Source organism: Hymenobacter sp. (assembly GCF_036388155.1).
Taxonomy (GTDB): Bacteria; Bacteroidota; Bacteroidia; order Cytophagales; family Hymenobacteraceae; genus Hymenobacter.
In genome coordinates this window covers 69,727-95,498 of sequence record NZ_DASVSI010000121.1, presented here as the reverse complement: position 1 = coordinate 95,498, position 25,772 = coordinate 69,727, and the positions used below count along the sequence as shown (strand labels likewise).

Here is a 25,772-nt window from a genome sequence, read left to right as displayed (position 1 = left end):
AAGCACGGCTTTCGCGCGGCTAGTAGCTGCGCAGGGCTTCGACTTGCTCGCGCAGGCGCTGCTGGGGCAGAAAGGCCGCTTCGAGCGGCGGCGCGAAGGGAATGGCCGTGTCGAGCGAGGCCACCCGGCGCACCGGCGCGTCGAGGTGCTCGAAGCAGTTTTCGGCAATCCAGGCCGCTATTTCGCCGCCGATGCCGCCGGTTAGGGTATCCTCGTGCAGGATGAGGACGCGGCCGTTTTTCTCCACCGTTTGCCGCACGGCCTCCTGGTCCCAGGGCAACAGGGTGCGCAGGTCGAGGATGTCGGCCGCCACGCCCAGGTCCTGGCACACCTGCAGGGCCCAGCGCACGCCCATGCCGTAGGTGATGATGCTCAGCTCGTCGCCGATGGCGGCCAGCGTGGCCTGCCCAATGGGCGTGGTGTAGTAGGCTTCGGGCACGGGGCCACTCAGGCTGCGGTACAGCATTTTGTGCTCGAAGTAGAGCACGGGGTTGGGGTCTTCAAAGGCGGCGCACAGCAGGCCTTTGGCGTCGTGCGGGTTGCTGGGGTACACCACTTTCAAGCCGGGCACGTGCGTAAACCACGCCTCGTTGCTTTGGCTGTGGAAGGGGCCAGCGGCGCTGCCGGCGCCGGTGGGCATGCGCACCACCACGTCGGCGTTTTGGCCCCAGCGGTAGTGGCTCTTGGCCAGGTTATTCACAATCTGGTTGAAGCCACAGGTCACAAAGTCGGCAAACTGCATCTCGACCATGCTCTTCTTCCCCTTGATGCTCAGGCCCAAGCCCGCGCCCACAATGGCCGACTCGCACAAGGGCGTGTTGCGCACGCGCTCCTTGCCAAATTCGGCCACGAAGCCTTCCGTGATTTTGAACACGCCGCCGTAGTCGGCAATGTCTTGGCCCATGAGCACGAGGTCGGGGTAGCGCTGCATGCTCTGGCGCAGGCCTTCCTGGATGGCGTCGATGAAACGCTTTTCGGGCGCGGCACCGCCAGCCGGCGCCTCGTTGAGCGGCGCGTCGAAAGGCCGGTACATGTCGGCCAACTCTTCGTCCACGTCGGCCGTGGGCATGGGCTCGGCGTCGGCTTCCTGCAAGCCGGCCTCGATGGCGGCTTTGATGGTTTCGCGGATGCTGTGCTTGGCCGTTTCGTTGAGAATGCCTTCGCGCAGGAGCCACCGCTCGTAGTTGTCCACGGGGTCTTTTTGGGCCCATTCTTCCATCAAGCTCTGCGGCACGTACTTGGTGCCGCTGGCTTCCTCGTGGCCGCGCATCCGGAAGGTGAGGGCTTCTACCAGCACGGGGCGCGGGTTCTGGCGCAGGTCTTCGGCCAGGCGCTTCACCGTGGTGTATACTTCCAGCACGTTGTTGCCGTCGATTTGCACGGCCTCCATGCCGTAGGCGGGGCCTTTGTCGACGAAGGACTTGAAGCGAAACTGCTCGTTGCTGGGCGTGCTCAGGCCGTAGCCGTTGTTTTCAATCATGAAAATGACCGGCAGCTGCCACACCGCGGCCACGTTCAGGGCCTCGTGGAAGTCGCCTTCGGAGGCGCCGCCGTCGCCGCTATAGGTCAGGGTCACTTTGGGCTTTTTGTCGAGCACGTCGGCCAGGGCAATGCCGCCGGCCACGGCCAGCTGCGGGCCCAGGTGCGAAATCATGCCCACGATGTGGTGCTCGTTGGTGCCGAAGTGGAAGCTGCGGTCGCGGCCCTTGGTGAAGCCGGTGCGCTTGCCCTGCCACTGCGCAAACAAGCGCCCCAGCGGCACCCCGCGGCCCGTGAACACGCCCAGGTTGCGGTGCAGCGGCAAGATGTACTCGTCGGCTTCCAGCGCCAGGGTGCTGCCCACCGAAATGGCCTCCTGCCCGATGCCCGAAAACCACTTGCTCACCTTGCCCTGACGCAGCAAAATCAGCATTTTCTCCTCAATCAGCCGGGGGCGCAACAGGTGCTGGTAGAGGTGCAGCAGGGTTTCGTTGGAGTGGTCGTGGCGGTCGAATTGCAGGGCGGTGGCAACTGGGCTCATAAAAGCAAAAAGGTGGGGTGGGAAGGGCAAAGGTAGCGGCCCTGCCGGTCCCGCCTCAACCTTGGCGGTTGGAGCAGCAGCGCATGGTAGCGCAAGCTTGTGGCCCACGTTCTCACATCGGTTCAATGAGGCGTTCTAAGCCGAGAACTGCAAGCTCGCGCGCTACACTGCCCCCACCGCCGCACGCCCCGCCGCCCGGCCCGAGAAGATGCAGCCGCCCAAAAACGTGCCTTCCAGGGCACGGTAGCCGTGCATGCCGCCGCCCCCGAACCCCGCCACCTCGCCCGCGGCGAACAGCCCGGCAATGGGCTGGCCGTCGGCCCCGAGCACGCGGCCTTGCAAGTCGGTGTGCAGGCCGCCCAGGGTTTTGCGGGTGATGATGTGCAGGCGCACCGCTATGAGCGGGCCGTTGGCGGGGTCGAGCAGGGCGTGCGGCTTGGCCGTGCGAATGAGGCGGTCGCCGAGGTACTGGCGGGCTCCGCGCACGGCGGTCAGCTGCGCGTCTTTGCCGAAGGGGTTGCGGAGCTGGCGGTCGCGGTTTTCAATTTCCGCCTGAATGGTGGCCAGGTCCAGCAGGGGCTCGGGAGTGAGGGCGTTCATGCCCCGCACGAGGTCGGGCAGGTTGGTGCGCACCACAAAGTCGGCGCCTTTTTCGATGAAAGCGCGTAGCGGCGGCGTGCCGCCCCCGCGCACCCGGCCCAAGGTTTGGCGGATGCTTTTGTTGGTTAAATCGGGGTTTTGCTCCGAGCCGGAGAGGGCAAATTCCTTCTCAATAATCTTTTGGGTGAGGATAAACCAGGTGTAGTCGTAGCCCGTCTGTTGAATGTGGGCCAGCGTGCCCAGCGTGTCGAAGCCGGGGTAGAGCGGGCCGGGCAGGCGCTGCCCCCGCGCATCGAACCACAACGACGACGGCCCCGGCAGAATGCGGATGCCGTGCATGGGCCAGATGGGGTCCCAGTTCTGAATACCCTCAGTGTAGTGCCACATGCGGTCGGAATTGATAAGCTGGCCCCCGGCCGCCTCCGTGATGCCCAGCATCCGGCCGTCGACGTGGGCCGGCACGCCCGAAATCATGTGCGGTGGGGCGGTGCCCAGCCGGGCGGGCCAGTTGCGGCGCACCAGCTCGTGGTTGCCCCCAATGCCGCCGGCCGTGACGATGACGGCCCCCGCGCTCAGCTCAAACTCGCCCGTCGCCACCCGGCTGCTGGAGGCGCCGCGCGCCACGTCGCTGGCCTCCAGCACCTCGCCGCGCGCACCCGTTACGGCGCCGTTGGTAAGCACCAGTTCGTTTACCCGGTGCCGGAATTTGAAGGTGAGCAGGCCGTTGGCTTCGGCCGCGCGGGCCTGGGCAATAAAGGGCGCCACCACACCCGGCCCGGTGCCCCAGGTCACGTGGAAGCGCGGCACCGAGTTGCCAGGCCCCCCGGCACCCGCCCCGCCGCGCTCGGCCCAGCCCACCACGGGGAAGAAGCGCATGCCGCGCTCGCGCAGCCAAGCGCGCTTTTCGCCGGCCGCCCATTGCACATAAGCCTCGGCCCAGCGGCGAGGCCAATGGTCCTCGGGACGGTCGAACCCGGCCGTGGCCAGCCAGTCGTTCCAGGCCAGGTCGTGGCTGTCGCGGATGCCCAGGCGGCGCTGTTCGGGTGAGTTTACCAGGAAAATGCCCCCGAACGACCAGAAGGCCTGGCCGCCCAGATTCTGCTCGGGCTCTTGGTCGAGCACCAGCACTTTTTTGCCGGCCGCAGTGGCTTCGGCGGCAGCCACGAGGCCCGCCAGCCCAGCCCCGATAATGAGAACGTCGGCGGAATGAGGAGTTTCCATGCGGAAATATAGTAGGCAAGCCGAGTATTTTCCGTGAGGCCACCGCATCAGGGAATGGAACGGGAGCCCATCAGGTCACACTTTGTCGTGAAACACTCGCGCGGAAGTGACCGAATAAAAAAGCTCGTCATGCTGAGCGCAGCCGAAGCATCTCTCCCGCGCAACTAATCAGGTTTAGTGTTGCGGGAGAGATGCTTCGGCTGCGCTCAGCATGACGGCCTTTTCCGTGCGATGCATCCTTACGCCCCGCCCTTCAACGGCACACCCGCGCGAAACCCGAACAGCCCGGCCAGCCAGCCTCCTACCGACGGTTCAGCTGGATGTCGAACCGGCCTGCGGTGATGCGCAATTCGGCCGGAAACTCGGCGCTGCGGCTGGCGCCGCGGGACACCGCGCGCAGCTCGAAGCGGCCGGCGACCACGGGCCGGGCGCCGGTCGTGTCGAGCCGCGTGACGGTGAGCGTGCCCACGCGCAGGGTATCGGCCACGTAGCCATACTCCCGGCTCAGGGTTTCCAGCCGGGCACTGCGGCCCTGGCGCAGCGCGTACACCCCCGGCCCGGTCACGCGGGTGGCGGTGAAGTAGAAATTCGTCACGGGACCGTCCACTTGCAGCCGTCGAAACGCATCGATGCGCAGCTCGCCGTGGTGGTACGTGGCGTTGGGGGTGAGCACGTTGCCGGCCAGGGTGGTGGCGTTGTTGGCTTCCCACACCTGCCCATTTACCAGGCAGCCAAAAGTGTTGGCCCCGGCCTTGGTTTCGGCGGGCAGCTGCACCGGCTGGGGCTGCGGGTAGAGCTGGTCGGCCACGTCGTCGCAGCTGGCCAGCAGCGGCAGGAGCAGCAGAAAGCGCAGGTTTTTCAGCGCGAAAGTGAACGGTAGCGTCAGCTGCATGATGCGGGTGGGTGGCTGGCTTGGTACGAGCCCCGACGAAAGATAGGTAGCAGGAACATATTTCGGTTCGAGCGGCCTGCGAGCCCGCTTTTCTTGACTTCCGTTTAGGCTCCGCCCAGCGGTTATGGAAGCTTCTGAGCCGGCTCCAACGTACCTGCGACATGGTGCGGAGCTGTCTGCAAATTGTTACCTTGGTCCTCTTAAATCTCTCCCACCTTTTATTCTTTCGGCTATATCCATGCCGCTCACTCCCACCCGAACTTTATACTGGCGCATTGGACAGGTCTTAGTGGTTATTTTACTGGCTTACCTGCCGCTGTTCTGGCTGCTGACCAGCCACCCGGTGCAGCAATGGGACGAAGCCCGCACGGGCCTGAACGGGCTCAACATCCTGCGCAACCGCGAATGGCTGATACTGCGCGAAAGCCAGCAGGAACCCGACCTCTGGAACTGCAAACCCCCGCTGTGGCCCTGGCTGCTGGCCCTGAGCTTCCGGCTGCTGGGGCCTGGCGAGCTGGGCCTGCGCCTGCCGGCGGCCCTGGCGGCGCTGGCCACTACGCTGGCGGTCTTTCAGGCCGGGCGCCGCTGGCTTGGGGGCTGGGAGGGCGGCTTGCTGGCGGCGCTGATTCTGCTCACCTCGGCCGGCTACGTCAGCCTACACGTGACGCGCACCGGCGACTTTGACGCCCTGCTCACGCTCTGGACCACGCTGGGCACGCTGGCCTGGCTGCGCTACCTGGCCGAAGGACGCGCGCGCCAGGCCTGGCTGGCGGGGGGCTTTTTCTTCCTGGCAGCTTTCACCAAAGGCGTGGCCGGGCTGCTGTTTGGGCCGGGGCTGGTGGTGGCCACGTTTGCCGTGGGCCAAGGCCAGCGGCTGCGCCGGCCGGCCCCGTGGCTGGCAGTGGGGGTCCTGTTGGGGGGCATGGCCACGTGGTACGTGGTGCGGGAAAGCGCATTGCCGGGCTATTGGCAGGCCGTGTGGGATTTCGAGCTGGGCGGCCCGGCCCTGAATCAACTCGAAGGGCACAACACGCGCTGGTGGTACTACCTCACGGCCTGGGCCGAAATAAAATTCAAGCACTGGACGGTGCCCGTGCTGCTGGGCGGGCTGCTGGGCTGGCGGCTGCCCACCGGGAGCCCGGGGTGGTACTTGACCCGGTTGGTGGTGTCGGTGGCGGGCTCTTTCATGGTGGTGCTGGCCCTAACCCAAAACCGGCTGGAGTGGTACGACGCGCCCATGTACCCGCTCCTGGCCTTGCTGGCCGCGGGGGGCATCCTCCAAACGGTGCGCGCCGTGGCCACCCAGCAGGGCTGGCAGCTGAGCGCGGCGGCCCGCGTGGCCATCCTGGCCGTGGTGGTGGCGCAGCCCTACTGGGTGCAGTGCCGGGCCCTGGCGCGGATATACGACCTGCGCTACTCCAGGCCGTCGTTGCGGCTGGGCAACCACCTCAACCACCAGGTTCAGGTCCTGCCGGAGCTGCGCCGGTACAGCTTTGCCGAAGACACGCTGCTCAACGACAGCCCGATGTTTTACCGCACGGCCACGGAAATGCGCCACGGCCACGTCATTGAGCGGGTGCCCGTGCCCAAAATGCGCGAAACGGCGACTGGCGAGTTTGTGGTGGTGTGCGGCGCGGCCCTGCGCCGCCGCTGGGAAAGGCACTACCGAACCAGCGTGGTGCTGCGAACCGATTCCTGCGTGACGCTGCTACTCGAGGCCCGCCGGTAACTTTCGGCCCGGCCGCGGTGTAGTGCTAGCGGACCGCGCCCGAAGAGTTGTTCCCGGGGCCTCCCTCCTCTCATCTTTGCTTTCATGATTCACTTCACCGAATTCACCCTCGATAACGGCCTGCGCTGCATCGTTCACGAAGATTTTTCCACCCCCATGGCCGTACTCAACGTGATGTACGACGTGGGCTCGCGCGACGAAGACCCCGGCCACACCGGCTTCGCGCACTTGTTTGAGCACCTCATGTTTTCGGGCTCGGTCAACATCCCCAGCTACGACGAGCCGCTGCAGCGCGTGGGCGGCGAAAACAACGCCTTCACCAGCTCCGACGTCACCAACTACTACCTCTCGCTGCCGGCCGCCAACCTCGAAACTGGCTTCTGGCTGGAGAGCGACCGCATGCTCAACCTCGCTTTCTCCGAAAACGGCCTGGAAGTGCAGCGCAAAGTGGTGGTGGAAGAGTTCAAGCAGAGCTACCTCAACCAGCCCTACGGCGACGTGTGGCTCAAGCTCAAGCCCCTGGCCTACCACACCCACCCGTACCAGTGGAACACGATTGGCAAGGAAATTTCGCACATCGAGAATGCCGTAATGGACGACGTGCGCGGCTTTTTCCAGAAGCACTACGCGCCCCAAAACGCCATTCTGGTAGTGGCCGGTGCCGTGAGCGCGGCCGAAGTGCGCCGCTTGGCCGAGAAGTGGTTTGGCCCCATCTCCGGCGGCCCGGCTTACCAGCGCCAGCTGCCCGCCGAGCCGGCCCAGCAGGAAGCCCGGCAGCTGCGCGCCTCCGCGCCGGTGCCCCTGAGCGCCCTCTACAAAGCCTACCACATGCCCGCCCGCGGCGACGCCCGCTACTACGCCGTGGACCTGCTGAGCGACGTGCTGGGCCACGGAAAGTCGGCCCGCCTGCACCAGCGGCTGGTCAAAGAACAAGCGCTGTTCAACAACATCTCCGCTTCGCTCACCGGCTCGCTCGACCCCGGCCTGCTCGTCATCAGTGGCAAGCTGAATGCGGGGGTTGACCTGCAAGCCGCCGATGCCGCCGTGGAAGCGGTGGTGGCCGAGTTCCTGGCCGAAGACGTGGACGCGCAGGAGCTGGAAAAAGTAAAAAACCAGGCCGAAAGCAGCCTGGTTTTTGGAGAAATCGACTTGTTGAACCGCGCCCTGAACCTGGCTTACAGCAAACTGCAGGGCGACGCCAACTTGGTGAACGACGAAAGCCGCCGCATTCAGGCCGTGACCGTGGCCGACGTGCGCCAGGCCGCCGAGTCGGTGCTGCGGCCCGAGAACTGCAGCACCTTGTACTACGAAGCCGTGTAGCGCGGCCTCCGGCTTACTTCCGGGTGGTTTTCTTGGCGGCGGGTGCGGGCGCGTTGGCATCGCGCGACAGCGAGCTGTTGGCGGGCTTGGTGTAGCGCGGGCGCGGCGTGCGGTTGTCGTTGTAGCCGCCGTTGTTGGTGTAGCCTTCCTGCTTGCGCATGGGCATGCCGGGCGCCAGGTAGGCCGTGCCGTCCTTCAGGTCTTGCGATACACCGGCGCCGTAGGGCTTGCCGGTGTGAGGATTAATCTTCACGGCTGGCTTTTTGGGGCCGCGGCTGGAGTAGGGCGCAATTTTTTTGCGGGCCGCGCGGGTCGTGGTTTGTGCGTTGGCGTCAGCGGCCGTGAAGGCAAGCAGAACTAGTGAGGCGAGGAGGTAGCGTAGCATTCGTCAGTAGTAAAATAAATGTGAGGTGGCGGGGGAGTGGGCGGCGAAGCCGGCCTTGGCTGGTTCAGCAAAGCTGAAAGCTCATCGGCTCCCAACCATACGCGCATTGGGTCAACAAAGTGACGGCGCGGATGGCGGGAGCCGATGAACTGGGAACCAGACTCGTTGAGTTGAGCCGTGTCCCGGTCAGACCGGGATTAGTTGCCGGGCGTGAGCGTGGTTTGGGCAGCAGGCTTGCGGGGAGGCCGCACGCTGTAGGGCACCATGCCGTTGCTCGTGCGCACGTGGATGGGCATGCCCGGAGCGGCGTGCACGTTCTGGTTGTCGATTTCGCCGCGCGAGGTGCTGGCAGCGGCGGCCGGTGCCTCGGTGCCCCAGCCGTTGTCGGCAGTCGTGGCCGATGCTACGGCACTCGTCTCATCCAGGGGAGGCCAGCCGTCGTTCAGGGGAGCGGCAGGGGCGCTTTTAACGGCCACGCGGCGAGCTTTTTTGGCAGTGCGGGCGGCGGTGCGAGCCGAGGCCTTGGCCGATTTCGTTTTGGTGGTAGTGGCAGCGGCCGGAGCGGTTTGAGCGCTGGCTTCAGCCAACATGAACACCGAGAGAGCGAGGGTAAACAGGGAACGTAGCATAGCTGAAGCGAGAAGTTTGTGAATGGATGTAAGGGACAATTACAAAACCGTGCCGATTCTCCATTCGCCGAGCTTACCTCAAGCAAAAAAGCCTCAAAAACCCGTTAAAACGGGTTTTTGAGGCTTAAAATATTTTTTTATAACTCTCGAATTTCGATAATTCGAGAGTTAAGCGGGAGCGTTTGGCTCCCGATACCAAGCGAAAGTCAGCCTACCAGCCCGAGGGGGCGGGGGCAGCCTTCTTTGTAGTCTTGGGTTTGGTAGTCTTGGGGGCGGCAGCTGGCTGGGCGGCGCCAGCGTTGCTGCTCGTGCCCACAGCAGTGCCCTCGGCGCCCATTGCGGGGGCTGGAGCGGGCGCGGCGGGCGCAGGCTGCTCAACCACGGCGGGGGCAGCAGCGGGTGCAGCAGCCGGGCGGCCGGCCCGGTGCTTGAGGCGCCGCTCGCGGGCGGCGGCGGCGTCGTTGGCCAATACGTTGCGGCCACTCTGCATCATCACCGGCGTGCCGGGCGCGGCCGACATGCCCATGCTGGAGGAAGCGTTGCTGCTGCCACCCGCCGCACCGCCGAAGCCGCCACCGGCGGCCGCACTGCCTGCGCTGGCATCGGGTTGAGTTGCGGCTGGTTCGGGCTGGGGAGCCACGGGAGCGGCGGCGGCCGGAGCCGCTTTTTGCTGGCCTGCGGCCTGGGACTTACCGGAAGTGGCGGCCTTTTTGGGGGTCGACTTCTTGGGGGCGCCCCACCCGTCGGAGGAACCCCATCCGTCCTGGGCTGATGCGCCGGTGGCCACGGCCACGGTCAAAATGAGAGAGAAGAGAGTGGATTTCATTTCGGCAGGAAAAGTTGATGGCGAGACTGACTAACCCCTGGCATACGCGAAACGTTCGGCCAGGGTGGGCCCCTTGCCGTAACTTTGTGGCCTATGATGCAGGAATCCATTGCCAGCCTTGCGGCCGAAATTACGACAGCCGACCTTAGCACCACCGCCCACCTCGATGCCTTTCGCATCAGCTACCTCGGCCGCAAGGGCCGTTTGGCCGATTTGTTCGACCAGCTCAAGGCCGTGCCCGCCGAAGAGAAGCGCGCCGTGGGCCAGCAGCTCAACGCCCTGAAGCAGCAGGCCCAGGCCCGTTTCGACGAGGCCCAGCAAGCCGCCGAAGCCGCCGCCGACAACGCCCCCGCCCACCCCGATTTCGACTACACCCTGCCCCCCGTGCCCAACGCCCTGGGCACCCGCCACCCGCTGAGCCTGGTGCGCGAGGAAATGCTGCGCGTGTTTGCCCGCATCGGGTTCGCCGTGGCCGAAGGCCCCGAAATTGAGGACGACTGGCACAACTTCACCGCCCTCAACTTCCCCGAAAACCACCCGGCGCGCGACATGCAGGACACGTTCTTCGTGGAAAGCCGGGACTCGGGGACTTCGGGACTTGGGAACTTGGCTGAGAGCGAGAGCCAAGACCCCAAGCCCCACCTGCTACGCACCCACACCTCTACCGTGCAAGTGCGGGTGATGGAAACCGAGCCGCTGCCCATCCGCCGGGTTATGCCGGGCCGGGTGTTTCGCAACGAGGCCATTTCGGCGCGGGCCCACATGATGTTTCACCAAGTGGAGGGCATTTTCATTGACGAAGGCGTGAGCTTCGCCGACCTCAAGCAGACGGTGTACTACTTTGTGCAGGAGCTGTTCGGGCAGGACATCAACATCCGTTTCCGGCCCAGCTTCTTCCCGTTCACCGAGCCCAGCGCCGAGATTGACATTACGTGCCTCATCTGCAAGGGCGCGGGCTGCAACATCTGCAAGTACTCGGGCTGGGTCGAAATCGGCGGGTGCGGCATGGTGGACCCCGCCGTGCTCGAAAACGCCAAAATTGACCCTGAGAAATACTCCGGCTACGCCTGGGGCATGGGCATCGAGCGCATCGCCATGCTCAAGTACCAAATTAAGGACCTGCGCCTGTTCACGGAAAACGACATGCGCTTCCTGCGGCAATTCGAGGCGCTGTAATAGAAGGTTGTAGAGACGCATACTTGCGTCTCAGCGTTGAACGATTAGACCTGTATTTGCCCATTGGCGCGGCCCCGGAGACGCGAAGGGTCGCGTCTCTACAATCATTCAACCCCTTTAGAGCAGCGGGAAACGGTTGGCTAACCAACCGTTTCCCGCTTTTTTGCATCTTGGAGGCATGCCACTCTCCCATACCGTCCCCTCTCCTACTCGCCTCGACCCTTTTCTTAGTCAGAAGCTGCGATTCTGGTCGCTGGTGTCCATGGTGCTGCTGGTTTATGTGCACGCTTACAACTTGCACCCGCGCTACCTGCAGCCCTTCACGCCGGTAGACGAACCGCTGACGGCCGGCACCTGGCTGCAATATTTTCTGGCCAACGGGGTGCTGCGCTTCCGCATTCCGATTTTGTTTGCCATTTCGGGCTACCTCTTTGCGCGGCGCGAAGGCGACGCCCCGCACGGCCAACGCGTCCGGCGCCGCTTGCGCACCCTAGGCCTGCCTTATCTGCTGTGGAGCCTGCTGTGGCTGGCGGCGCTGTGGGCGCTGGAGCAGTTTGCCGTGCCCCGCCAAGCCATTGTAGACGCCGAAATCAGTCCGTTCTGGCCCCGGCAGCTGCTCAGCCAATACTCGGTGGGCGAGCTGGTGCAGCGCTGGCTAGTGATGCCGGCAGCGTTTCAACTTTGGTTTTTGCGGAGTTTGCTGATTTACAACCTGGCGTACCCGTGGCTGCGCGTGGCTGTTCTGCGGCGGCCAGCCATTTACTTCAGCATCACCGGCCTGCTGTGGTTTTTGATGATAGACCTGCCTTTTCTGGAGGGCGGCGGGCTGCTGTTTTTTGGGTTGGGCATGTGGCTGGCCCTGCGCCAGAAGGATGTGCTCACGCCACCTGGCTGGTTTCGGCTGGGGCTGTTTGCGGCGGTGTGGCTGGGCAGCGTCGCGCTGAAAACCTGGCTGGCGTTCCAGGTGGGGCCGCCGTTTTCGCTGCCCTTGGCCCTCAGCATGCTGGCGCTGCACAAGGTGGGCGAAGCCAGCGGCATGCTGGTGGCGTGGTTTGGGCTGAACGGCCTCGTGCGCTGGTGCATGGCCCGGGCCTGGTTTCAGTGGCTGACGGGCTTTGCGTTCATGATTTACGTGCTGCACGTGCCGCTGGTGAACTATACCACCGAGCTGGCGTTGCGCTATGGACGGGCCGTTCCGCACATCCACTTGCTCACGTATTTGGTGCTGCCGCTGCTCATCATTGGGCTAAGCGTGGGCTTGGGCGCGCTGCTGCGGCGCGTGCTGCCAAGCACTTATGCAGTGCTCACTGGTGGGCGGGGACTGGCTACGTCGTAATTTTGGGGTTCGGCTGAAAAGCAAACTATCCTATTCGCGCTGGCAGCCCCTTTTCCGCGGAGCTACTGGCGCACCGGCCATCAGTACCGCGCCCGCGACATCACGGGTAATCCGTTTAAATCAGAGATTGTGAAGGTTAGAAATCAGACCCAGAATAAAGTTAACGTCATCACCCTCGGCTGCTCGAAAAACATCGTGGACAGCGAAGTCCTGATGGGCCAGCTGCAAGCCAACGACTTCGACGTGACGCACGAGGCCGAGAAATCCGACGCCAACATCGTCATCATCAACACTTGCGGCTTCATCGACAACGCCAAGCAGGAAAGCATCGACACCATCCTGCGCTACGCGGACGAGAAAGAGGCCGGCCGCCTCGACAAGCTGTATGTGACGGGCTGCCTCTCGCAGCGCTACAAGGACGAGCTGGAAGTAGAAATCCCGCAGGTAGACGCCTATTTCGGCACCCTGGAGCTGCCCCAGATGCTGAAGGTGCTCAACGCCGACTACAAGCACGAGCTCATCGGCGAGCGCCTCATTACCACGCCCAAGCACTACGCCTACTTTAAGATTGCGGAAGGCTGCAACCGCCCCTGCTCGTTCTGCGCCATCCCGCTGATGCGCGGCAAGCACGTGGACCGGCCCATTGAGGACCTGGTGAAGGAAGCCAAGCGCCTGGCCAGCATGGGCACCAAGGAGTTGATTTTGATTGCCCAGGATTTGACGTATTACGGCCTGCAACACTACGGCGAGCGCAAGCTGGCCGACCTGCTCCGCAACCTGTCCGACGTGAACGGCATCGACTGGATTCGCCTGCAGTACGCTTACCCCTCGCAGTTTCCGCTGGATGCGCTGGACGTGATGGCCGAGCGTGAAAACATCTGCAAGTACCTCGACATGCCCTTGCAGCACGGCTCCGACAACATGCTAAAGAGCATGCGCCGCGGCATCACCAAGCGCCGCACCATCGAGCTAGTGGATACCATTCGGCAGCGCGTGCCGGGCATTGCCCTGCGCACCACGCTCATCAGCGGCCACCCTGGCGAAACCGAGCAGGACTTCCAGGAGATGTACGATTTCGTGGAGCAGACGCGCTTCGAGCGCCTGGGCATCTTCACCTACTCGCACGAAGAAAACACCCACTCGCACACGCTGGTGGACAACGTGCCGGCCGAAGTGAAGCAGGAGCGCGCCGATGCCATCATGGAGCTGCAGCAGGGCATTTCGATGGAGCTGAACGAAGCCCGCGTGGGCCAGACCTACAAGGTGCTGTTCGACCGCAAGGAAAGCGGCCACTTCGTGGGCCGCACCGAGTTCGACTCGCCCGAAGTGGACAACGAAGTGCTGGTGCCCGTGGAGCGCGACACCTTTGTGCGTCTCGGCGACTTTGCAAACGTAAAGATTGATGCCGCTTCGGACTTCGACCTTTACGGGCATTTGGTGTAGAGACGCATATTTCTGTCTCGTCGTTGAACAAATTGCCCTGAACAATGGCGTGCGAATTATAATCAATAGGCCCAAACGCAGAGACGCAAGTATGCGTCTCTACCTCGTTATGGCACTAAAAGCAACTTTTCGGCCGGGGCCGGGTTTTGTGCGGACTTTTGCCCTTGGCGAAGGTTCACACTGAACCCGGCCCCGCTCGTTTTCCCATGCCCACTCGCTGTACCACGCTGCCCTACGCCGAAACCGGCGCCTTTTCCAGCCTCCTGACCGACTACTTAGCCCAAAAGCCGGCGCTGGCTCCCTTCTACAACCGGTTTCCGGCACTGGAAAACTTCGCTGCTCAAATGGAGGAAAAGCAAGCCGCCTACACGCCCGAAGCCCGCGAGCGGCTGGTAAGCGCCCTGCGCGAACAGTACGGCACGGCCCCCACCGCCATTGAGGCGAACCTGCAGCTGCTGGCCCAGCCCACCACCTTCACGGTCACCACGGGGCACCAGCTCAATTTGCTGACCGGGCCGCTGTATTTCATCTACAAAATCGTGTCGGCCATCAAGCTGAGCCGGCAACTGAAGGAAGCGCACCCGCAACACGATTTCGTGCCGGTGTACTGGATGGCCACCGAAGACCACGACTTTGCCGAAATCAACCATTTCTCACTGTTTGGCAAAACCTACGCTTGGGATGCAGCCAACCCCGGCGGTCCCGTTGGCCGGCTGCCGCTCGACGGCTTTGCCGACCAACTGCTGAGCCAACTGCCACCCGAAGTGCCGGCGGCTTTTCATGAGGCTTATGCCGATTCAAAAACCTTGGCCGAAGCCACGCGCAAGCTGGCCGACTCGCTGTTTGGCGAGTTTGGCCTGGTCACCATCGACGCCGACCGGCCGGCGCTGAAACAGGCCTTTGTGCCGGTGCTGGAGAAGGAAATCAAAGAACAGGTGTCCAACGCGGCCGTGCAGGCCACCAATGCCCGCCTTGCCGCGGCAGGCTACAAGCCGCAGGTGTATTCGCGGCCCATCAACCTGTTTTTCATCACCGACGAAGGCAAGCGCGAGCGCCTCGAACCCGACGCCAACGGCGCCGACTGCGTGGAAGTGACCGTGCGCAACACCGCCCGCTGCCACAACCAGGAGGAATTGCTGGCCCTGGCCCGCCAACATCCCGAGCAGTTCAGCCCCAACGTGGTGCTGCGGCCGGTGTACCAGGAGGTGCTGCTCCCCAACCTAGTATACATCGGCGGGGCGGCGGAAGTGGCGTACTGGTTTCAGCTGAAGGACGTGTTTGCGGCCTTCGGCGTGCCTTACCCCATGGTGCTGCCACGCAACTCGGCCGAATACATCAGCCGGGCCAACAGCGGCAAGTTGAAGAAGCTGGGCCTGGACGGACGCGAGATTTTCCGGCCCCTGCCCGAGTTGAAAAAGCAGGTGGGCACCGCGCTGGGCCAGGAAGAAATCAGCCTGAAAGAGCAGCAGCAGGCCCTGGCCGCGGCTTTCCAGCAAGTGCAGGACCTGGCCCAGCGCCTCGACCCTACGTTGGTAAAAACCGTGGCCGCCGAAGCTCAAAAAGCTGCTGCCGGCCTTGCGGGACTAGAAAAGCGTCTCAGCAAAGCCTCCGAGGCCAAGCACGAAACTGCCTACGCCCAGCTCACGGCGTTGAAGGAGAAACTATTTCCCGGCGGCGGCTTGCAGGAACGCAGCGAGAACGTGCTCAGCATCTTGATTAACAACCCTGGGTTTATTGAGCAATTGCTGGACGCCTTTGAGCCGCTGGCACTGGAGTTCACGGTGCTGGAAGAAGAGTAAACAACTCCGTTCACGTCCAACCATGGAATCCGTTGTCATCGAGAATGAAGAGTTGGTCATTTCGCAGCTTGGGAAGTGGCCGGCTTTCCATGACGCGGAGATAGTAAGCGTGCTTTTTGAGCGTGCCGAGCCTGGTTACTGGCCAGTGATTACGCTGCAGGTGTTCACGGTGAGTGGATTTGATAAAGCCACCTCCAGTCCATCCAAGCATTGCTTAATCGAGTTGCAATTCATCGGAGTGCAAGACCATGAACTCACAGGTTTCAACCATCAAAACGTCGTTTTCAGTCTTGGCTTTACCCGTAAAGACAAGTTGATTATCTGTGACGTTGAACCATCCTATGGCGTGAGTGGCTACATTGAGGCAGAGCGGGTAATCGTAAAAAGTGTCACATTACTGGACGGTGACCTCCAGCGGCCTTCGCATGACTAAAGCCGACCTACGCCGCACCGCTCTCGCCCGTCGCATGGCGCTGGATGCCGGCGAAGTGGCCCGCCGCAGCGACAAGCTCCGCGAGAGCCTATTTCGCCAGTTTCCGGTGGCCGACTGGCAGTGGCTGCACCTGTTTCTGCCGTTACAAAAGCGAAACGAGCCCAATACTTGGGAGGTGATAAGATGGGTGTGGGGCGAGGACTTGCCCCTGCAGTTGGCCGTGCCCGTGGTACAGCCCGACGGCGAGTCGCTGCGGCATTGCGAACTGCGGCCGGACACCCAACTCACCCACAACCGCTGGGGCATTGAAGAGCCAGTGCCCGACCCCGTGACTGCGCCCGAGGTGTTGCCGGCCGTGCTCGACGCCGTGCTGGTGCCGCTGCTGGCCGTGGACCGCACCGGGCAGCGCGTGGGGTACGGCGGCGGGTTCTACGACCGGTTTCTGGCGCAGTGCCGGCCGGGCACGCAGTTCATCGGCCTCAACCTGCTGAACGAGCCGCCCATCCGGCGCATCGCCGACGTGCTGGCCACCGACGTGCCGCTCACGGCCTACATCACGCCGGGCCGGGTGTGGCGCTTTTAGCCCGTGTGGACCATAAGCCATAAGCCCGTCATGCTGAGCGCAGCCGAAGCATCTCTACTGCGCAAGTAATCATATGCTATTACGAGCGAGATGCTTCGGCTGCGCTCAGCATGACGGGCTTTCAGCAGGACCGTTTTTTCACTGCTTTTGCTTACGCCCCACACACGCCAGGGCATCCGCAGGAAACGGCACTTATTGCCATATTAGTATGCTGTTAAAAATTTATTTTTCGGCCGTAACATCCTAGCAATAAGTTATTCAAGGACCGCGTTGGTCGGGCATCTCTCACCTCAAATTGATAGAACCCATGGCCGAAATTCAGCAGAATGCGGCCGGCCCACCCAAGGCCGGCAAACGACGAGCAAAGAAGATGTCGACGCGCGTCGACATGACGCCAATGGTGGACCTGGCGTTTCTGCTGCTCACCTTTTTCATGCTCACCACCACCTTCGCCAAGCCCTACGCAATGGACTTGCAGATGCCGGTGAAGGATGACTCGCGGACGCCCGTAGCCATGAGCAAGTCCATGACCATCATCTTGGGCAAGGGCCACCAAGTGCACTACTTCTTCGGCCTGAATGCGCCGCAGGACAAGACGGTGCCCGCCGCAGAGTTGAAGACAACCACCTTCGCCGCCAGCGGCATTCGGCAGGCCATCCTGACCAAACAACAACAGCAAGCCGGCCTGGTGGTGCTTATCAAGCCCGGCGCCGATGCCAAATACCAGGACATGGTGGACATCCTGGACGAGATGAGCATCACCAATCAAAAAAAGTACGCCTTGGTCAAAATGACTCAGGATGACATCAACCTTGTTAAAACCGCAACATTATGATGACCAACTCTCAGCTGGCCACGGCTAGCCTCAACGACATCGTGTTCGATGGTCGCAACCGGCACTACGGAGCCTATCAGCTTCGTGCCCTCTACCAGCGCCACGTGACACGCGCGCTGGTCATCGCCACCGCCATTTTTGCGTTGCTGATAGCGTCTCCAATTGTGGCACGGATGCTGGAGGATAATGTACCGCCGGTCGCCGTGCCTAAAGCTCCATCGAACCCAATCATAGTTGATTTTGTAGAACCAAAAATCATTCCTCCACCCCCTGCTGCGGTAGAGCCAGAGCCTGCGGCAAAGCCCCCACAGCAGCAGCCCACAATCAAAGATGTGGTGCCGGTGGTTGTAGAGGATAAGCTGGTTACTGAAACGGATGCGGTGCCAGACCGTGATAAACTACTGAAGACAGCAGGAGGCCTGAAAACTGTCGAAGGCGATTCTAGTGTTGGCCCAAATGAACCTCCTACTCTCACGCCTGGAAATGGCAACAGTGTGATAGGAAAGCCAGAAACTTCGGCCCCATACACTTATGTGGAACAAATGCCTGAGCTACAAGGTGGCGGCGGAATGGTTGCAATTGTGGCAGCCATTCAGAAGCAGGTGAAATATCCTAGCTTGGCCTTACGCAACGGGGTTGAAGGACGTGTGTACGCCAGCTTCACGGTGAATACGAACGGGGAAGTCGTGGACGTAAAAATCGTGAAAGGCTTGGGCTCGGGCTTGGACGAAGAAACCATGCGGGCCATCGCTGCCTTGCCTAAGTTTATTCCTGGCAGGCAAAACGGGCGTGATGTGAACGTGTCCTTCACAGTTCCCGTCACTTACAAAATCCAGTAAACTGCTCGGTAACTGTCATTGCGAGCGCAGCGCGGCAATCCGTCCTGTGCCAACCAGACTCCTCAAAGAAGTGACAAGCCCTACCGGGTACGACCCCGGCACTGCGCCGTGCCGGGGTCGTACCCGGTAGGGCTTTCTATTTGGCCTGTCGCACTACCTAGTTGGTCGCTCAGAACAAGACGGATTACCATGCTGCGCTCGCAATGACAGCGCGGCTTATTACTTTTTCTCCTTTCCACGTCTAGGCTCCTCCACCCGGGCAATGCGGGCCTGGCCCCAGGGCGCAATGCTGACGTGCACGCGGAGCGGGTGCAGGCGGCTGGCTTTCTCCAGGCGCAGGCCGCTGCCTTCGGGCACGTAGTAGCGCTCCAGGTTAAAACGTAGGGCAAAGGAATTGCGGTACACATTCGTCACCCAGGCCCGGAGCACGGCCTGGTTGGGGCCGGGGCGGGGCGCTCGGTCGTAGACGCCAACGGGAACACTCAGGCTGTCGGCGCCGGGGGCCAGCAGCATGAATACGCCTTGGCGGCGGCGCGGGGGCTCGGCGCCCCGCCACAGGCTAAGCGGGTTTTCGCCGATGGTGTAGCGTAGCCGCACAAAGTCGCCGTAGAGCAAATCGCGCGGGTCGATGGGCGTGGTGGCCAGCACCACGTGTTCGCCCAGCGCCGCCGTGGCGTAGCCCGCGCCGGCCACGCCCAGCACGTAGAGCACCTGCGCCGCCACGAGTATGCGCAGCAGCGGCTGCCGGCGCGCCGGGTTCGAGAACCACGTCAGCAGGTCAGTCATTGCTCGTGTGGGTTTCAGAAGGTGCGGGCGGAATGATGGGCGGAGCGCCGGCTTGCTGCGCTACCGGGGGCCCGGCCGCAGCCAGCACCTGGGCGTTGCGCCGGCGCAGGTACCAGCTCAGGCTCAGCAGCAACACGCCCCCGAGCAAGAAGAACACCGACTTGTCGAGGAAGCCCCAGGTCAGCTTGAAATACGCTACGGCCGTGGCCGCCACGAACAGCACGGCCCCAATCGTCAGTTGGTCGGGGTCCTCGTCGCGATGGGCGCGGGCCAGCACCGAGCCAGCGTGGGCGTAGAGTACCACCAGCGTGGCCACCGCCAAGGGCAGCCCGCCAGGAAGGTAGAAGCCCGGCAACAGCAGCAGCCAGTCGGGCAAGGTGCTCATGCGCTTCTGCGCCCGCTTGCCGGCCACCGACAGCGCAAACACCGCCCCTAGCGCCCCCAGATATGGCAGCAGCGGCGGCCGCAGCACGTTGGCGTAGGTATCGGTTTCGCCAAACGTGGCCAGCCCAAACATGAACAGGTAGGCCGCAATGAGCGGCGGCACCTGCAACGCCCGGCCGCCCGCGCGGTTCTGCTGCCAGTCGCCGACGGCGTAAATGGCCATGGCCGGCACAAAAAACCAGGTGATTTTGGCGTGCAGCACCGCCACCAGCAGTCCGGCTTGCCAGAGCAGGCCCGCGGCCAGCACGTGGCTACTCACCACATCGGGACGCCGCCACCAGTAGTAGCCAATGCCGGCCGCCACCAGCAGCGCCGTGGCGTAGCTAAAGCTGCCCAACGCCTCCACGCAATAGGTTTGCACGGCCGCCCCAATTAGCACCGTGAGCAGCACCAGCAGCCGCGAGCCGTAGGCGTAGCTCAGGGCCACGCCGGCTACCACCCAAGCCAGCAGGCCGCTGGCGTCGTAGCCCACCAGCTGGTAGAGCTGGCTGGTGAGAATGATGCTGGCCCCGAACAATATCAGCCCCAAGCCGATGAGGCCGTGGCCCAGGTCGGGGTTGCCGCGGCGCAGGAAATAGGCCCCGGCGGCGTAAGCGCCCACGAAGCTGCCCAGCAGCAAGGCCAGCCGTACGATTTCAGGCAAGGCTTGCCAGTTGGCCGCCACCAGGCTGAGGCCGCTGAGCCCCACCAAGATGCTGCCCAGCACCGGCAGCAGGCCCAGGGCCCGCACTTCGGTGGGGTAGCGGGCCAGCAACTGCTGCCGCTGCTGTTCGCTGATGATGCCTTCGGCCACCCACACCGGGCCTTCGGTTTCAAGAAATTTACGACTCATTTACCATGCAACATACGCCAACCGGCGTAGTAAGTGCTTCCTCAACCATTTTCGTTATGGCTTCGCTCAGGCCGTGGTACCAGTCGATGTGCGGCGAAACCTGCCCGCACCCGCCAGGCTGCGCGGGGCAACTCGTGTCGCGGTGCCGGTAGCGGCAGTGCGGGCATACGGCCGCCGTATCGAACGTGTTCCAGATATGCCCGCAATGGCACCGCCAGTGCGCGCCACCGTCGGGCTCCCACTGGCAGCGGGGACAATAAATTTCTATGGATGAGCTGGTTGGCATGACGCGTGTAGAACGGAGTGTCAGATTTTCGTAGGTACTTACCCCGCGCCCGTAGGTTTTGCTAGGCCACGCGGGCCTTCACGGCGCGCGTCATTTCGCGCTTGCCGGGCGGGCCGGGCAGCTTTTCGGTTAGCCAGCCCGCGGCCCGCAGGTTCCGCCGGAACTGGCCTTGGGCGCAGTAGCTCACCAGCACCGCGCCCGGCGCAGCGGCGGCGTAGAGCGTAGCAAAGATGGCTTCGGTCCACAGCTCGGGCTGCTTCTCGGGGGCAAAAGCGTCGAAGTAAATGACGTGGTACTGGTCGGGTGAGAAGCTGGTTCCTTGCAACGCCCCTTCGATTTTCCGCAGCGAGAAACGAGCCGTCAACGGGACGGTTTCGTTCCAGGGCGCCGCGTGTAGCCGCTCGTGAAAGGCGAGCAGCTCGGGGTTCAACACGTAGCGCTCCAGGCCGAGCTGGGCAATGATGGCGGGCGAAAGTGGGTACTTTTCCACGGTGTCGTAGCGAATGCCCACGGGCGCAGCCAGGCTCTGCTGCAGCGTGAGCAGCGCGTTGAGGCCGGTTCCGAAGCCCACCTCCAGCACCCTCACGGGGGACTGAGCACCGGCCAGCGCCGGCGCCAGCCCGGCGCCTATGTACACGTGCTGCGCCTCCTGCACGGCCCCGTGCGTGGAGTGGTAATGCTCGCCCAGCGCCGGCACGTAGAGCGTGCTCGACCCGTCGCCCGTCACGCGCACCTCTACCTTTGGCTCCCCGAATAATGCTTCATTATTCATTCTTAATTCTTCATTGAAACCATGGCCCGCGTAAAAGTAGCCCTGCCCGACACCTTCTCCTTCGCCACCGAAATCGCGGTGCGCATCACCGACCTCAACTACGGCGGCCATCTCGGCAACGACGCCTTGCTGAGCATTCTGCACGAGGCGCGGGTGCATTTCCTGCGCTCGTTGGGCCTGGAGAGCGACTACGACCCCGTGAGCAAACTCGGCCTCATCATGGTGGATGTGGCCATGGAGTACAAAGGCGAGGCCTTCCACGGCGACGTGCTACGCATCCAAATGGCCGCTGCCGACGCCAGCAAGTACGGTTTCGACGTGGTGTACCACGTGCACAACCAAGCCGGCAAAGAAATAGCCCGCGCCAAAACCGGCATGCTCTGCTTCGACTACAACGTGCGCAAGCTGCGCTTGCTGCCGGAGGCGCTGGCGGCCCGGTTAGGCAGATAACTCATCATAGTTCCACCACTCTTTGCCGTACTGTGACCGCAGCTGGGCTACTTTCTCTAAACGCTCGGTGATGGCTGGCAAGTCGCGAGCATTGCAGAAACCCAATTGTTCACGGTTCTCGATGGGGGCGCGATAGGACCCGTCTTCTTTGTGGAGTCTCCCAAACAAAGCTGGTACTTCTTCCTCGAAAGTGAGCACACAGAGATGTTTATGGCCGAGTTCAATGCTATTGAAGGGATGCAGTCCGCCCAGTAGCAAAATTGACTGTGTGAGCTCAAAATTTACCAGTTGATACTCACGAGGGCTAGCAAGGCGAAAAATGCCGTTGAATTTCTTAGGGACAATTAGGTCAGCGTAAGCACGCCCCGTAAAGATTAGCAGTTCGTTGCCTTGTCGCGTCCAGTTCACAAATCGCTCGTACCCATCTCCCTTTTTCCGGCCTTGATGCTGCCGCGTACAATCGGCCTGAAAGGTTTTTATAGCATCGTTGGTATAATACTCGTCAGTATACAAATAGCGAGCATAAGCGGGACATGCTGTTTCGGATAGCATAAACAGTTCTAGGCAGGCAATTGCCGACAGGTGGTTTCTGCAAGCTACTCATCGCTACCAATTAATGCGATGAGACGCGGGAACCCAACGCCCTGTCGTCTTGTATCTTTGTGCTATGCTGCTGGAACTGCCCCTCGCCCCCGTCATTAAAAAGCGTGACATCCGCAAAACCTCGCCCGACGAGCTCAAGGCCTTTATGGTCGAGCACGGCGAGAAGCCTTTCCGTGCCAAACAGGTACTGGAGTGGCTGTGGAAAAACACCGCCGCCACGTTTGAAGAGATGAACAACATCTCGGTGGCGACGCGTGAGCTGCTGGATAAGCACTTCGTAATAAACGGCGTGACGGTGCAGAACAAGCAGCTCAGCAGCGACGGCACCATAAAGTCGGCCTTCAAGCTCTACGACGGCAACGTGGTGGAAGGCGTGCTCATCCCGCACGATACGCGGATGACGGCCTGCATTTCGAGCCAGGTGGGCTGCTCGCTCACGTGCAAGTTTTGCGCCACGGGCTACATGGACCGCAAGCGCAACCTCGACGCGGCCGAGATTTATGACCAGGTGGTGCGCATTGGGGAGCAGTGCGAGGCCCAGTACGGCACGCCGCTTACCAACATCGTGTACATGGGCATGGGCGAGCCCCTGCTCAACTATGCCAACGTGGTGGAAAGCGTGCGCCGCATCACCGCGCCCGACGGCCTGAACATGGCCCCGCGCCGCATCACCATCAGCACGGCCGGCATTGCCAAAATGATTAAGAAGTTGGCCGACGACGACGTGAAGGCCAACCTGGCCCTGTCGCTGCACGCGCCCACCGATGCCAAGCGCAACGAAATCATGCCCATCAACGAGGCCAACTCGCTGGCGGCGCTCAAGGAAGCCCTGCAGTACTATCACCAGAAAACTGGCCGCAAAGTCACCTACGAGTACATCGTGTTCGACGGCTTCAACGACGGGCTGGACGACGCCGAGCACCTCTTCAAAATTGCGAAGTGGCTGCCCTGCAAGGTCAACCTCATCGAATACAACCCCATCGACAACGCAAGCTACCAGAACGCCGAAGCCGACAAAATCACGGCCTTCCACAAGTACCTGGCCGACCGCGGCGTGCAAACCAACATCCGTCGTTCGCGCGGCAAGGACATCGATGCTGCCTGCGGGCAGCTGGCGGTGAAGGAAAAGGCCGAGGCTGCGTAAGCGTTTTCTGAGTAAATAAAAAAGCCCGTTCTCTCGCCGGAGAACGGGCTTTTCTGTGCGTTGAGGTGGTTACTTAATTTTTCCGAAGCGGTAGGCAAACTCCGCATACGCCGGGTATATCCCCCCAATTTCGTTGCCGCTGACGTAGAGCAGGCCCAAGCTGCCGCTGACGCGCGAAGCCGCCACGCGTGCGCCAATTAGGCCCGCCAAGCCGCCGTCGACCACGTAGGTTTCGGTAACCAGCGAGAGGCGCCGGGCCACCCGCAAGTTACCGCCCACTACCACTACCGGCGAGCTGCTCACATCACCTCCACCAAAGCCGTAGCCCAGGCCCAGCGTCAGGTTATTATCGGCCGTGCCGTAGGTGGCCACGCCGTAGCCAATGCCCCCGCCGTAGCCGAAAGCGTTGGCATAGAGCACGCCCGCGCCCACGTTGAACTTGTCGTTGACCGGTACGCTGAACTTGGGGGTGATGGCGAAGACGTTCAGTCCCAAGCCCGGCAGCACGGGCACCAGCACGCCCACCGAAAAGTTATCGGTGATGCCGTAGTTGGCCCCAATCAGGAAGATGTCGATGTCCTGCACGTAGCCTTCTCCTTTGCGCAGGTTGCGGGCCGTGGGCGCAAAAAACATGCGCGTGCCGTTGCCCACGTCGTCGTAGCCGCGCCGCGCTTGCTCGGCATTGAGCAGCGCAAACGAGGCGACGTTGCTGCGCTGCACGCGCACAATGCCCAGGTCCTTGGTGTCAAACTCCAGCTCCAACGGGGTGGCCGCCCGCAAAACCCCCGTGAAGGAACTGCCCGAACTCAGCTCCACGCTGTAGGTCCGGCCGATGATTTCGGGAGTTGACCGGTTGGTGGCCGCGGGAGTCGCGCTGGGGCGGGCTGCGGGAGCGGCGCCCGATATGCCCAGCTCCTCGGCGCGGCGGGCGATGGTGGTTTGCACGGCCGCGTATTCCGCCGCCGTGTAGGGGCGCGCTACCTCGCGGCCGCCGCGCAGGCGGGTGCGCAAGGTGATGGCGCTGTCGGCGGTCAGGGCCTGTACGAAGCGGGCTTCCTGGAAATCATCGGCGGCGTAGTTGGGAAAGAGGCCAAAACGAGCTTTTTCGGCCCCGTCGATGAGCTCGCCCACGGCGGGGCTGACCACCAGTATGCGTTCGGCCGAAGATTGGGCCCAGGCGGGCAGGCTAGTCAGCGCCAGCGAGCAGCAAATGCAACGTACCAGTAGCTTCATGGAGGGGCTTAATTTTCCTCAAAGATGGCCTGCTACCCGCACATGGTTGCAATTCAATTTATAGTTATTTGGGACTTTTCAGCAAGGCTTTTGCTGGTTAGGCACCGCCTTGGGTTGAAAAACAATAAACTGATACTCAGTAGTTAATTAAAACATTACTTCTTTGCCCAAAATAGAAATCAAAGACATTATCTCTTCACCAAGGACGTTGCGCTTTGGGGAAATCCAATGGCTAATTCACCCACCCAAGCGCTGGTTTCATTCAGCCTCGACACCCAACTCGCCCATTGAGCTAGGGTGTATGGACAATGAGAATTCTTAAAAAAGGCGTCATGCAGCCTAGGGTATCCAATCAAAATTGCCGAAGCGCGTGCAACCTTGTGGCCCCGAATATCCTCATCAGTGCGCGAAGATTCTTTTTTCGTCCAAGCACGCCATACACAGCCCTCGTTTAGCTCAATCCTCAGCCAATGAAAAAATTGTTATTGCCTGCCCTTCTCCTGCTTGCCGGTGTGGCCCGCGGCCAGAATAATGCTGTGAAATTGGATATATTCCAGCCAGTGCTCAACACGCTAGCCATTTCCTTTGAGCACAAGCTAAGCGAGTCCAGCAGCTTTCAAATGAATGTTGCGGGCACGTTTGGGTACACAGACGGCGAATCTTTCGGGTTTTATGGCACTGGGTATGATGAAATCACCACCTCCGGCTTTGCCCTCACGCCCGAATACCGGCTGTACCTGTCTGAAAAGCACCCGGCGCTCGAAGGTTTCTACGTGGCGCCCTACCTGCGCTTCCAGCACCTGAGCCAGTCAGGTTCCGACTATTCCGGGCCAAACTCCGGCCGGTTCGAATCCAGTCTAAACGCCTTCGGGCTGGGCGTGACGGTCGGGCGGCACTGGATTTTCAAGCAGCGGTTTTCGCTTGATGCCTACTTCGGTCCTGGCTACGCTTTTACCGCCGTCTCGTCGGACACGCCCGGCTACACGCCACGCAAGGGCGACTTTATTGGCTACAGCAACAACTTAAACTACGACATCCGAGGCGGCCTCACCTTCGGCGTCGCTTTCTGACAACTAAAATTTTTTATATAAATCTATAGCACTGATAAGCTGAACCCATTTACCTTTGCCTGGTACATTTCAACCACTTTTTTTCT

Annotated in this window: 24 protein-coding genes; 13 read left to right on the top strand and 11 right to left on the bottom strand. The window is 62.0% G+C overall.

Translation table 11 applies throughout. From position 1 onward, the window contains the following. Positions 1-19: 19 nt before the first annotated feature. The 3 genes from VF629_RS16715 to VF629_RS16705 form a co-directional block, all read right to left on the bottom strand. Positions 20-2,020 (bottom strand): dehydrogenase E1 component subunit alpha/beta, encoded by a 2,001-nt coding sequence (locus VF629_RS16715; RefSeq protein WP_331059632.1) that lies wholly within the window; start codon positions 2,018-2,020, stop codon positions 20-22. A gap of 162 nt (positions 2,021-2,182) precedes the next feature. Continuing rightward, positions 2,183-3,841, bottom strand: coding sequence for an FAD-binding dehydrogenase (locus VF629_RS16710; RefSeq protein ID WP_331059631.1), 1,659 nt, complete (start codon positions 3,839-3,841; stop codon positions 2,183-2,185). A gap of 301 nt (positions 3,842-4,142) precedes the next feature. Next, complete coding sequence (locus VF629_RS16705) at positions 4,143-4,733, bottom strand: hypothetical protein (RefSeq protein WP_331059630.1); 591 nt, start codon at positions 4,731-4,733, stop codon at positions 4,143-4,145. Between the two features lie 238 nt (positions 4,734-4,971). Between VF629_RS16705 and VF629_RS16700 the strand changes: the two genes are divergently transcribed. Continuing rightward, positions 4,972-6,462 carry an ArnT family glycosyltransferase gene (locus VF629_RS16700; protein WP_331059629.1) on the top strand — a complete coding sequence of 497 codons (1,491 nt, stop codon included), beginning with the start codon at positions 4,972-4,974 and terminating at the stop codon, positions 6,460-6,462. Between the two features lie 84 nt (positions 6,463-6,546). Further along, positions 6,547-7,782 carry a pitrilysin family protein gene (locus VF629_RS16695; RefSeq protein WP_331059628.1) on the top strand — a complete coding sequence of 412 codons (1,236 nt, stop codon included), beginning with the start codon at positions 6,547-6,549 and terminating at the stop codon, positions 7,780-7,782. Positions 7,783-7,795: 13 nt separating this feature from the next. Here the strand turns inward: VF629_RS16695 and VF629_RS16690 are convergent, their stop codons facing one another. The 3 genes from VF629_RS16690 to VF629_RS16680 form a co-directional block, all read right to left on the bottom strand. Continuing rightward, positions 7,796-8,167, bottom strand: coding sequence for a hypothetical protein (locus VF629_RS16690; protein ID WP_331059627.1), 372 nt, complete (start codon positions 8,165-8,167; stop codon positions 7,796-7,798). A 197-nt stretch (positions 8,168-8,364) separates the two neighbouring features. Further along, on the bottom strand, positions 8,365-8,796 hold the full coding sequence (locus VF629_RS16685) for a hypothetical protein (protein ID WP_331059626.1): 432 nt from the start codon (positions 8,794-8,796) through the stop codon (positions 8,365-8,367). Between the two features lie 211 nt (positions 8,797-9,007). Then, on the bottom strand, positions 9,008-9,622 hold the full coding sequence (locus tag VF629_RS16680; protein ID WP_331059625.1) for a hypothetical protein: 615 nt from the start codon (positions 9,620-9,622) through the stop codon (positions 9,008-9,010). A 96-nt stretch (positions 9,623-9,718) separates the two neighbouring features. Here VF629_RS16680 and pheS point away from each other — a divergent pair, with 96 nt between their 5' ends. The 8 genes from pheS (at position 9,719) to VF629_RS16640 (ending at position 18,066) form a co-directional block, all read left to right on the top strand. Next, positions 9,719-10,798 (top strand): phenylalanine--tRNA ligase subunit alpha, encoded by a 1,080-nt coding sequence (gene pheS, locus VF629_RS16675; RefSeq protein ID WP_414653898.1) that lies wholly within the window; start codon positions 9,719-9,721, stop codon positions 10,796-10,798. A 178-nt stretch (positions 10,799-10,976) separates the two neighbouring features. Then, entirely contained in the window at positions 10,977-12,134 is a 1,158-nt protein-coding gene (locus tag VF629_RS16670) for an acyltransferase family protein (protein WP_331059623.1), read from the top strand. 129 nt (positions 12,135-12,263) lie between these two features. Then, positions 12,264-13,577, top strand: a complete 1,314-nt coding sequence (rimO, locus tag VF629_RS16665) for a 30S ribosomal protein S12 methylthiotransferase RimO (RefSeq protein WP_331059622.1) — start codon at positions 12,264-12,266, stop codon at positions 13,575-13,577. A 206-nt stretch (positions 13,578-13,783) separates the two neighbouring features. After that, entirely contained in the window at positions 13,784-15,376 is a 1,593-nt protein-coding gene (bshC, locus tag VF629_RS16660; protein ID WP_331059621.1) for a bacillithiol biosynthesis cysteine-adding enzyme BshC, read from the top strand. Between the two features lie 22 nt (positions 15,377-15,398). After that, positions 15,399-15,809, top strand: coding sequence for an Imm50 family immunity protein (locus tag VF629_RS16655; protein WP_331059620.1), 411 nt, complete (start codon positions 15,399-15,401; stop codon positions 15,807-15,809). Beyond that, on the top strand, positions 15,802-16,392 hold the full coding sequence (locus VF629_RS16650) for a 5-formyltetrahydrofolate cyclo-ligase (RefSeq protein WP_331059619.1): 591 nt from the start codon (positions 15,802-15,804) through the stop codon (positions 16,390-16,392). Before VF629_RS16655 ends, VF629_RS16650 begins: the two co-directional genes overlap by 8 nt. Positions 16,393-16,699: 307 nt before the next feature. Further along, complete coding sequence (locus VF629_RS16645; protein ID WP_331059618.1) at positions 16,700-17,227, top strand: biopolymer transporter ExbD; 528 nt, start codon at positions 16,700-16,702, stop codon at positions 17,225-17,227. Next, positions 17,224-18,066, top strand: coding sequence for an energy transducer TonB (locus tag VF629_RS16640; RefSeq protein WP_331059617.1), 843 nt, complete (start codon positions 17,224-17,226; stop codon positions 18,064-18,066). Before VF629_RS16645 ends, VF629_RS16640 begins: the two co-directional genes overlap by 4 nt. Positions 18,067-18,285: 219 nt before the next feature. Here VF629_RS16640 and VF629_RS16635 read toward each other — a convergent pair whose 3' ends face one another. From VF629_RS16635 to mnmD, 3 genes are all read right to left on the bottom strand, one after another. Next, complete coding sequence (locus VF629_RS16635; protein WP_331059616.1) at positions 18,286-18,852, bottom strand: GDYXXLXY domain-containing protein; 567 nt, start codon at positions 18,850-18,852, stop codon at positions 18,286-18,288. Next, the gene (locus VF629_RS16630) at positions 18,845-20,128 is read right to left on the bottom strand and encodes a DUF2157 domain-containing protein (protein WP_331059615.1); all 1,284 of its coding nucleotides are present in this window, start codon (positions 20,126-20,128) and stop codon (positions 18,845-18,847) included. The genes VF629_RS16635 and VF629_RS16630 overlap by 8 nt, the downstream gene beginning before the upstream one ends. A 347-nt stretch (positions 20,129-20,475) precedes the next feature. Beyond that, on the bottom strand, positions 20,476-21,186 hold the full coding sequence (gene mnmD / locus VF629_RS16625; RefSeq protein WP_331059614.1) for a tRNA (5-methylaminomethyl-2-thiouridine)(34)-methyltransferase MnmD: 711 nt from the start codon (positions 21,184-21,186) through the stop codon (positions 20,476-20,478). Positions 21,187-21,207: 21 nt separating this feature from the next. Between mnmD and VF629_RS16620 the strand changes: the two genes are divergently transcribed. Beyond that, positions 21,208-21,636 (top strand): thioesterase family protein, encoded by a 429-nt coding sequence (locus tag VF629_RS16620; RefSeq protein ID WP_331059613.1) that lies wholly within the window; start codon positions 21,208-21,210, stop codon positions 21,634-21,636. On the opposite strand, the gene VF629_RS16615 is transcribed toward VF629_RS16620, so the two are convergent. Further along, positions 21,625-22,188: a hypothetical protein gene (locus VF629_RS16615; protein ID WP_331059612.1), complete on the bottom strand. Its 564-nt coding sequence runs from the start codon at positions 22,186-22,188 to the stop codon at positions 21,625-21,627. The genes VF629_RS16620 and VF629_RS16615 overlap by 12 nt on opposite strands. A 115-nt stretch (positions 22,189-22,303) precedes the next feature. Between VF629_RS16615 and rlmN the strand changes: the two genes are divergently transcribed. Then, entirely contained in the window at positions 22,304-23,383 is a 1,080-nt protein-coding gene (gene rlmN / locus VF629_RS16610) for a 23S rRNA (adenine(2503)-C(2))-methyltransferase RlmN (RefSeq protein ID WP_331059611.1), read from the top strand. Positions 23,384-23,452: 69 nt separating this feature from the next. Here the strand turns inward: rlmN and VF629_RS16605 are convergent, their stop codons facing one another. Continuing rightward, a complete protein-coding gene (locus tag VF629_RS16605) occupies positions 23,453-24,616 on the bottom strand; it encodes a hypothetical protein (RefSeq protein WP_331059610.1) in 1,164 nt (387 codons plus the stop codon). Positions 24,617-25,086: 470 nt separating this feature from the next. On the opposite strand from VF629_RS16605, the gene VF629_RS16600 reads away from it, so the two are divergent. Then, a complete protein-coding gene (locus tag VF629_RS16600) occupies positions 25,087-25,686 on the top strand; it encodes a DUF3575 domain-containing protein (RefSeq protein WP_331059609.1) in 600 nt (199 codons plus the stop codon). Positions 25,687-25,772 lie beyond the last annotated feature (86 nt).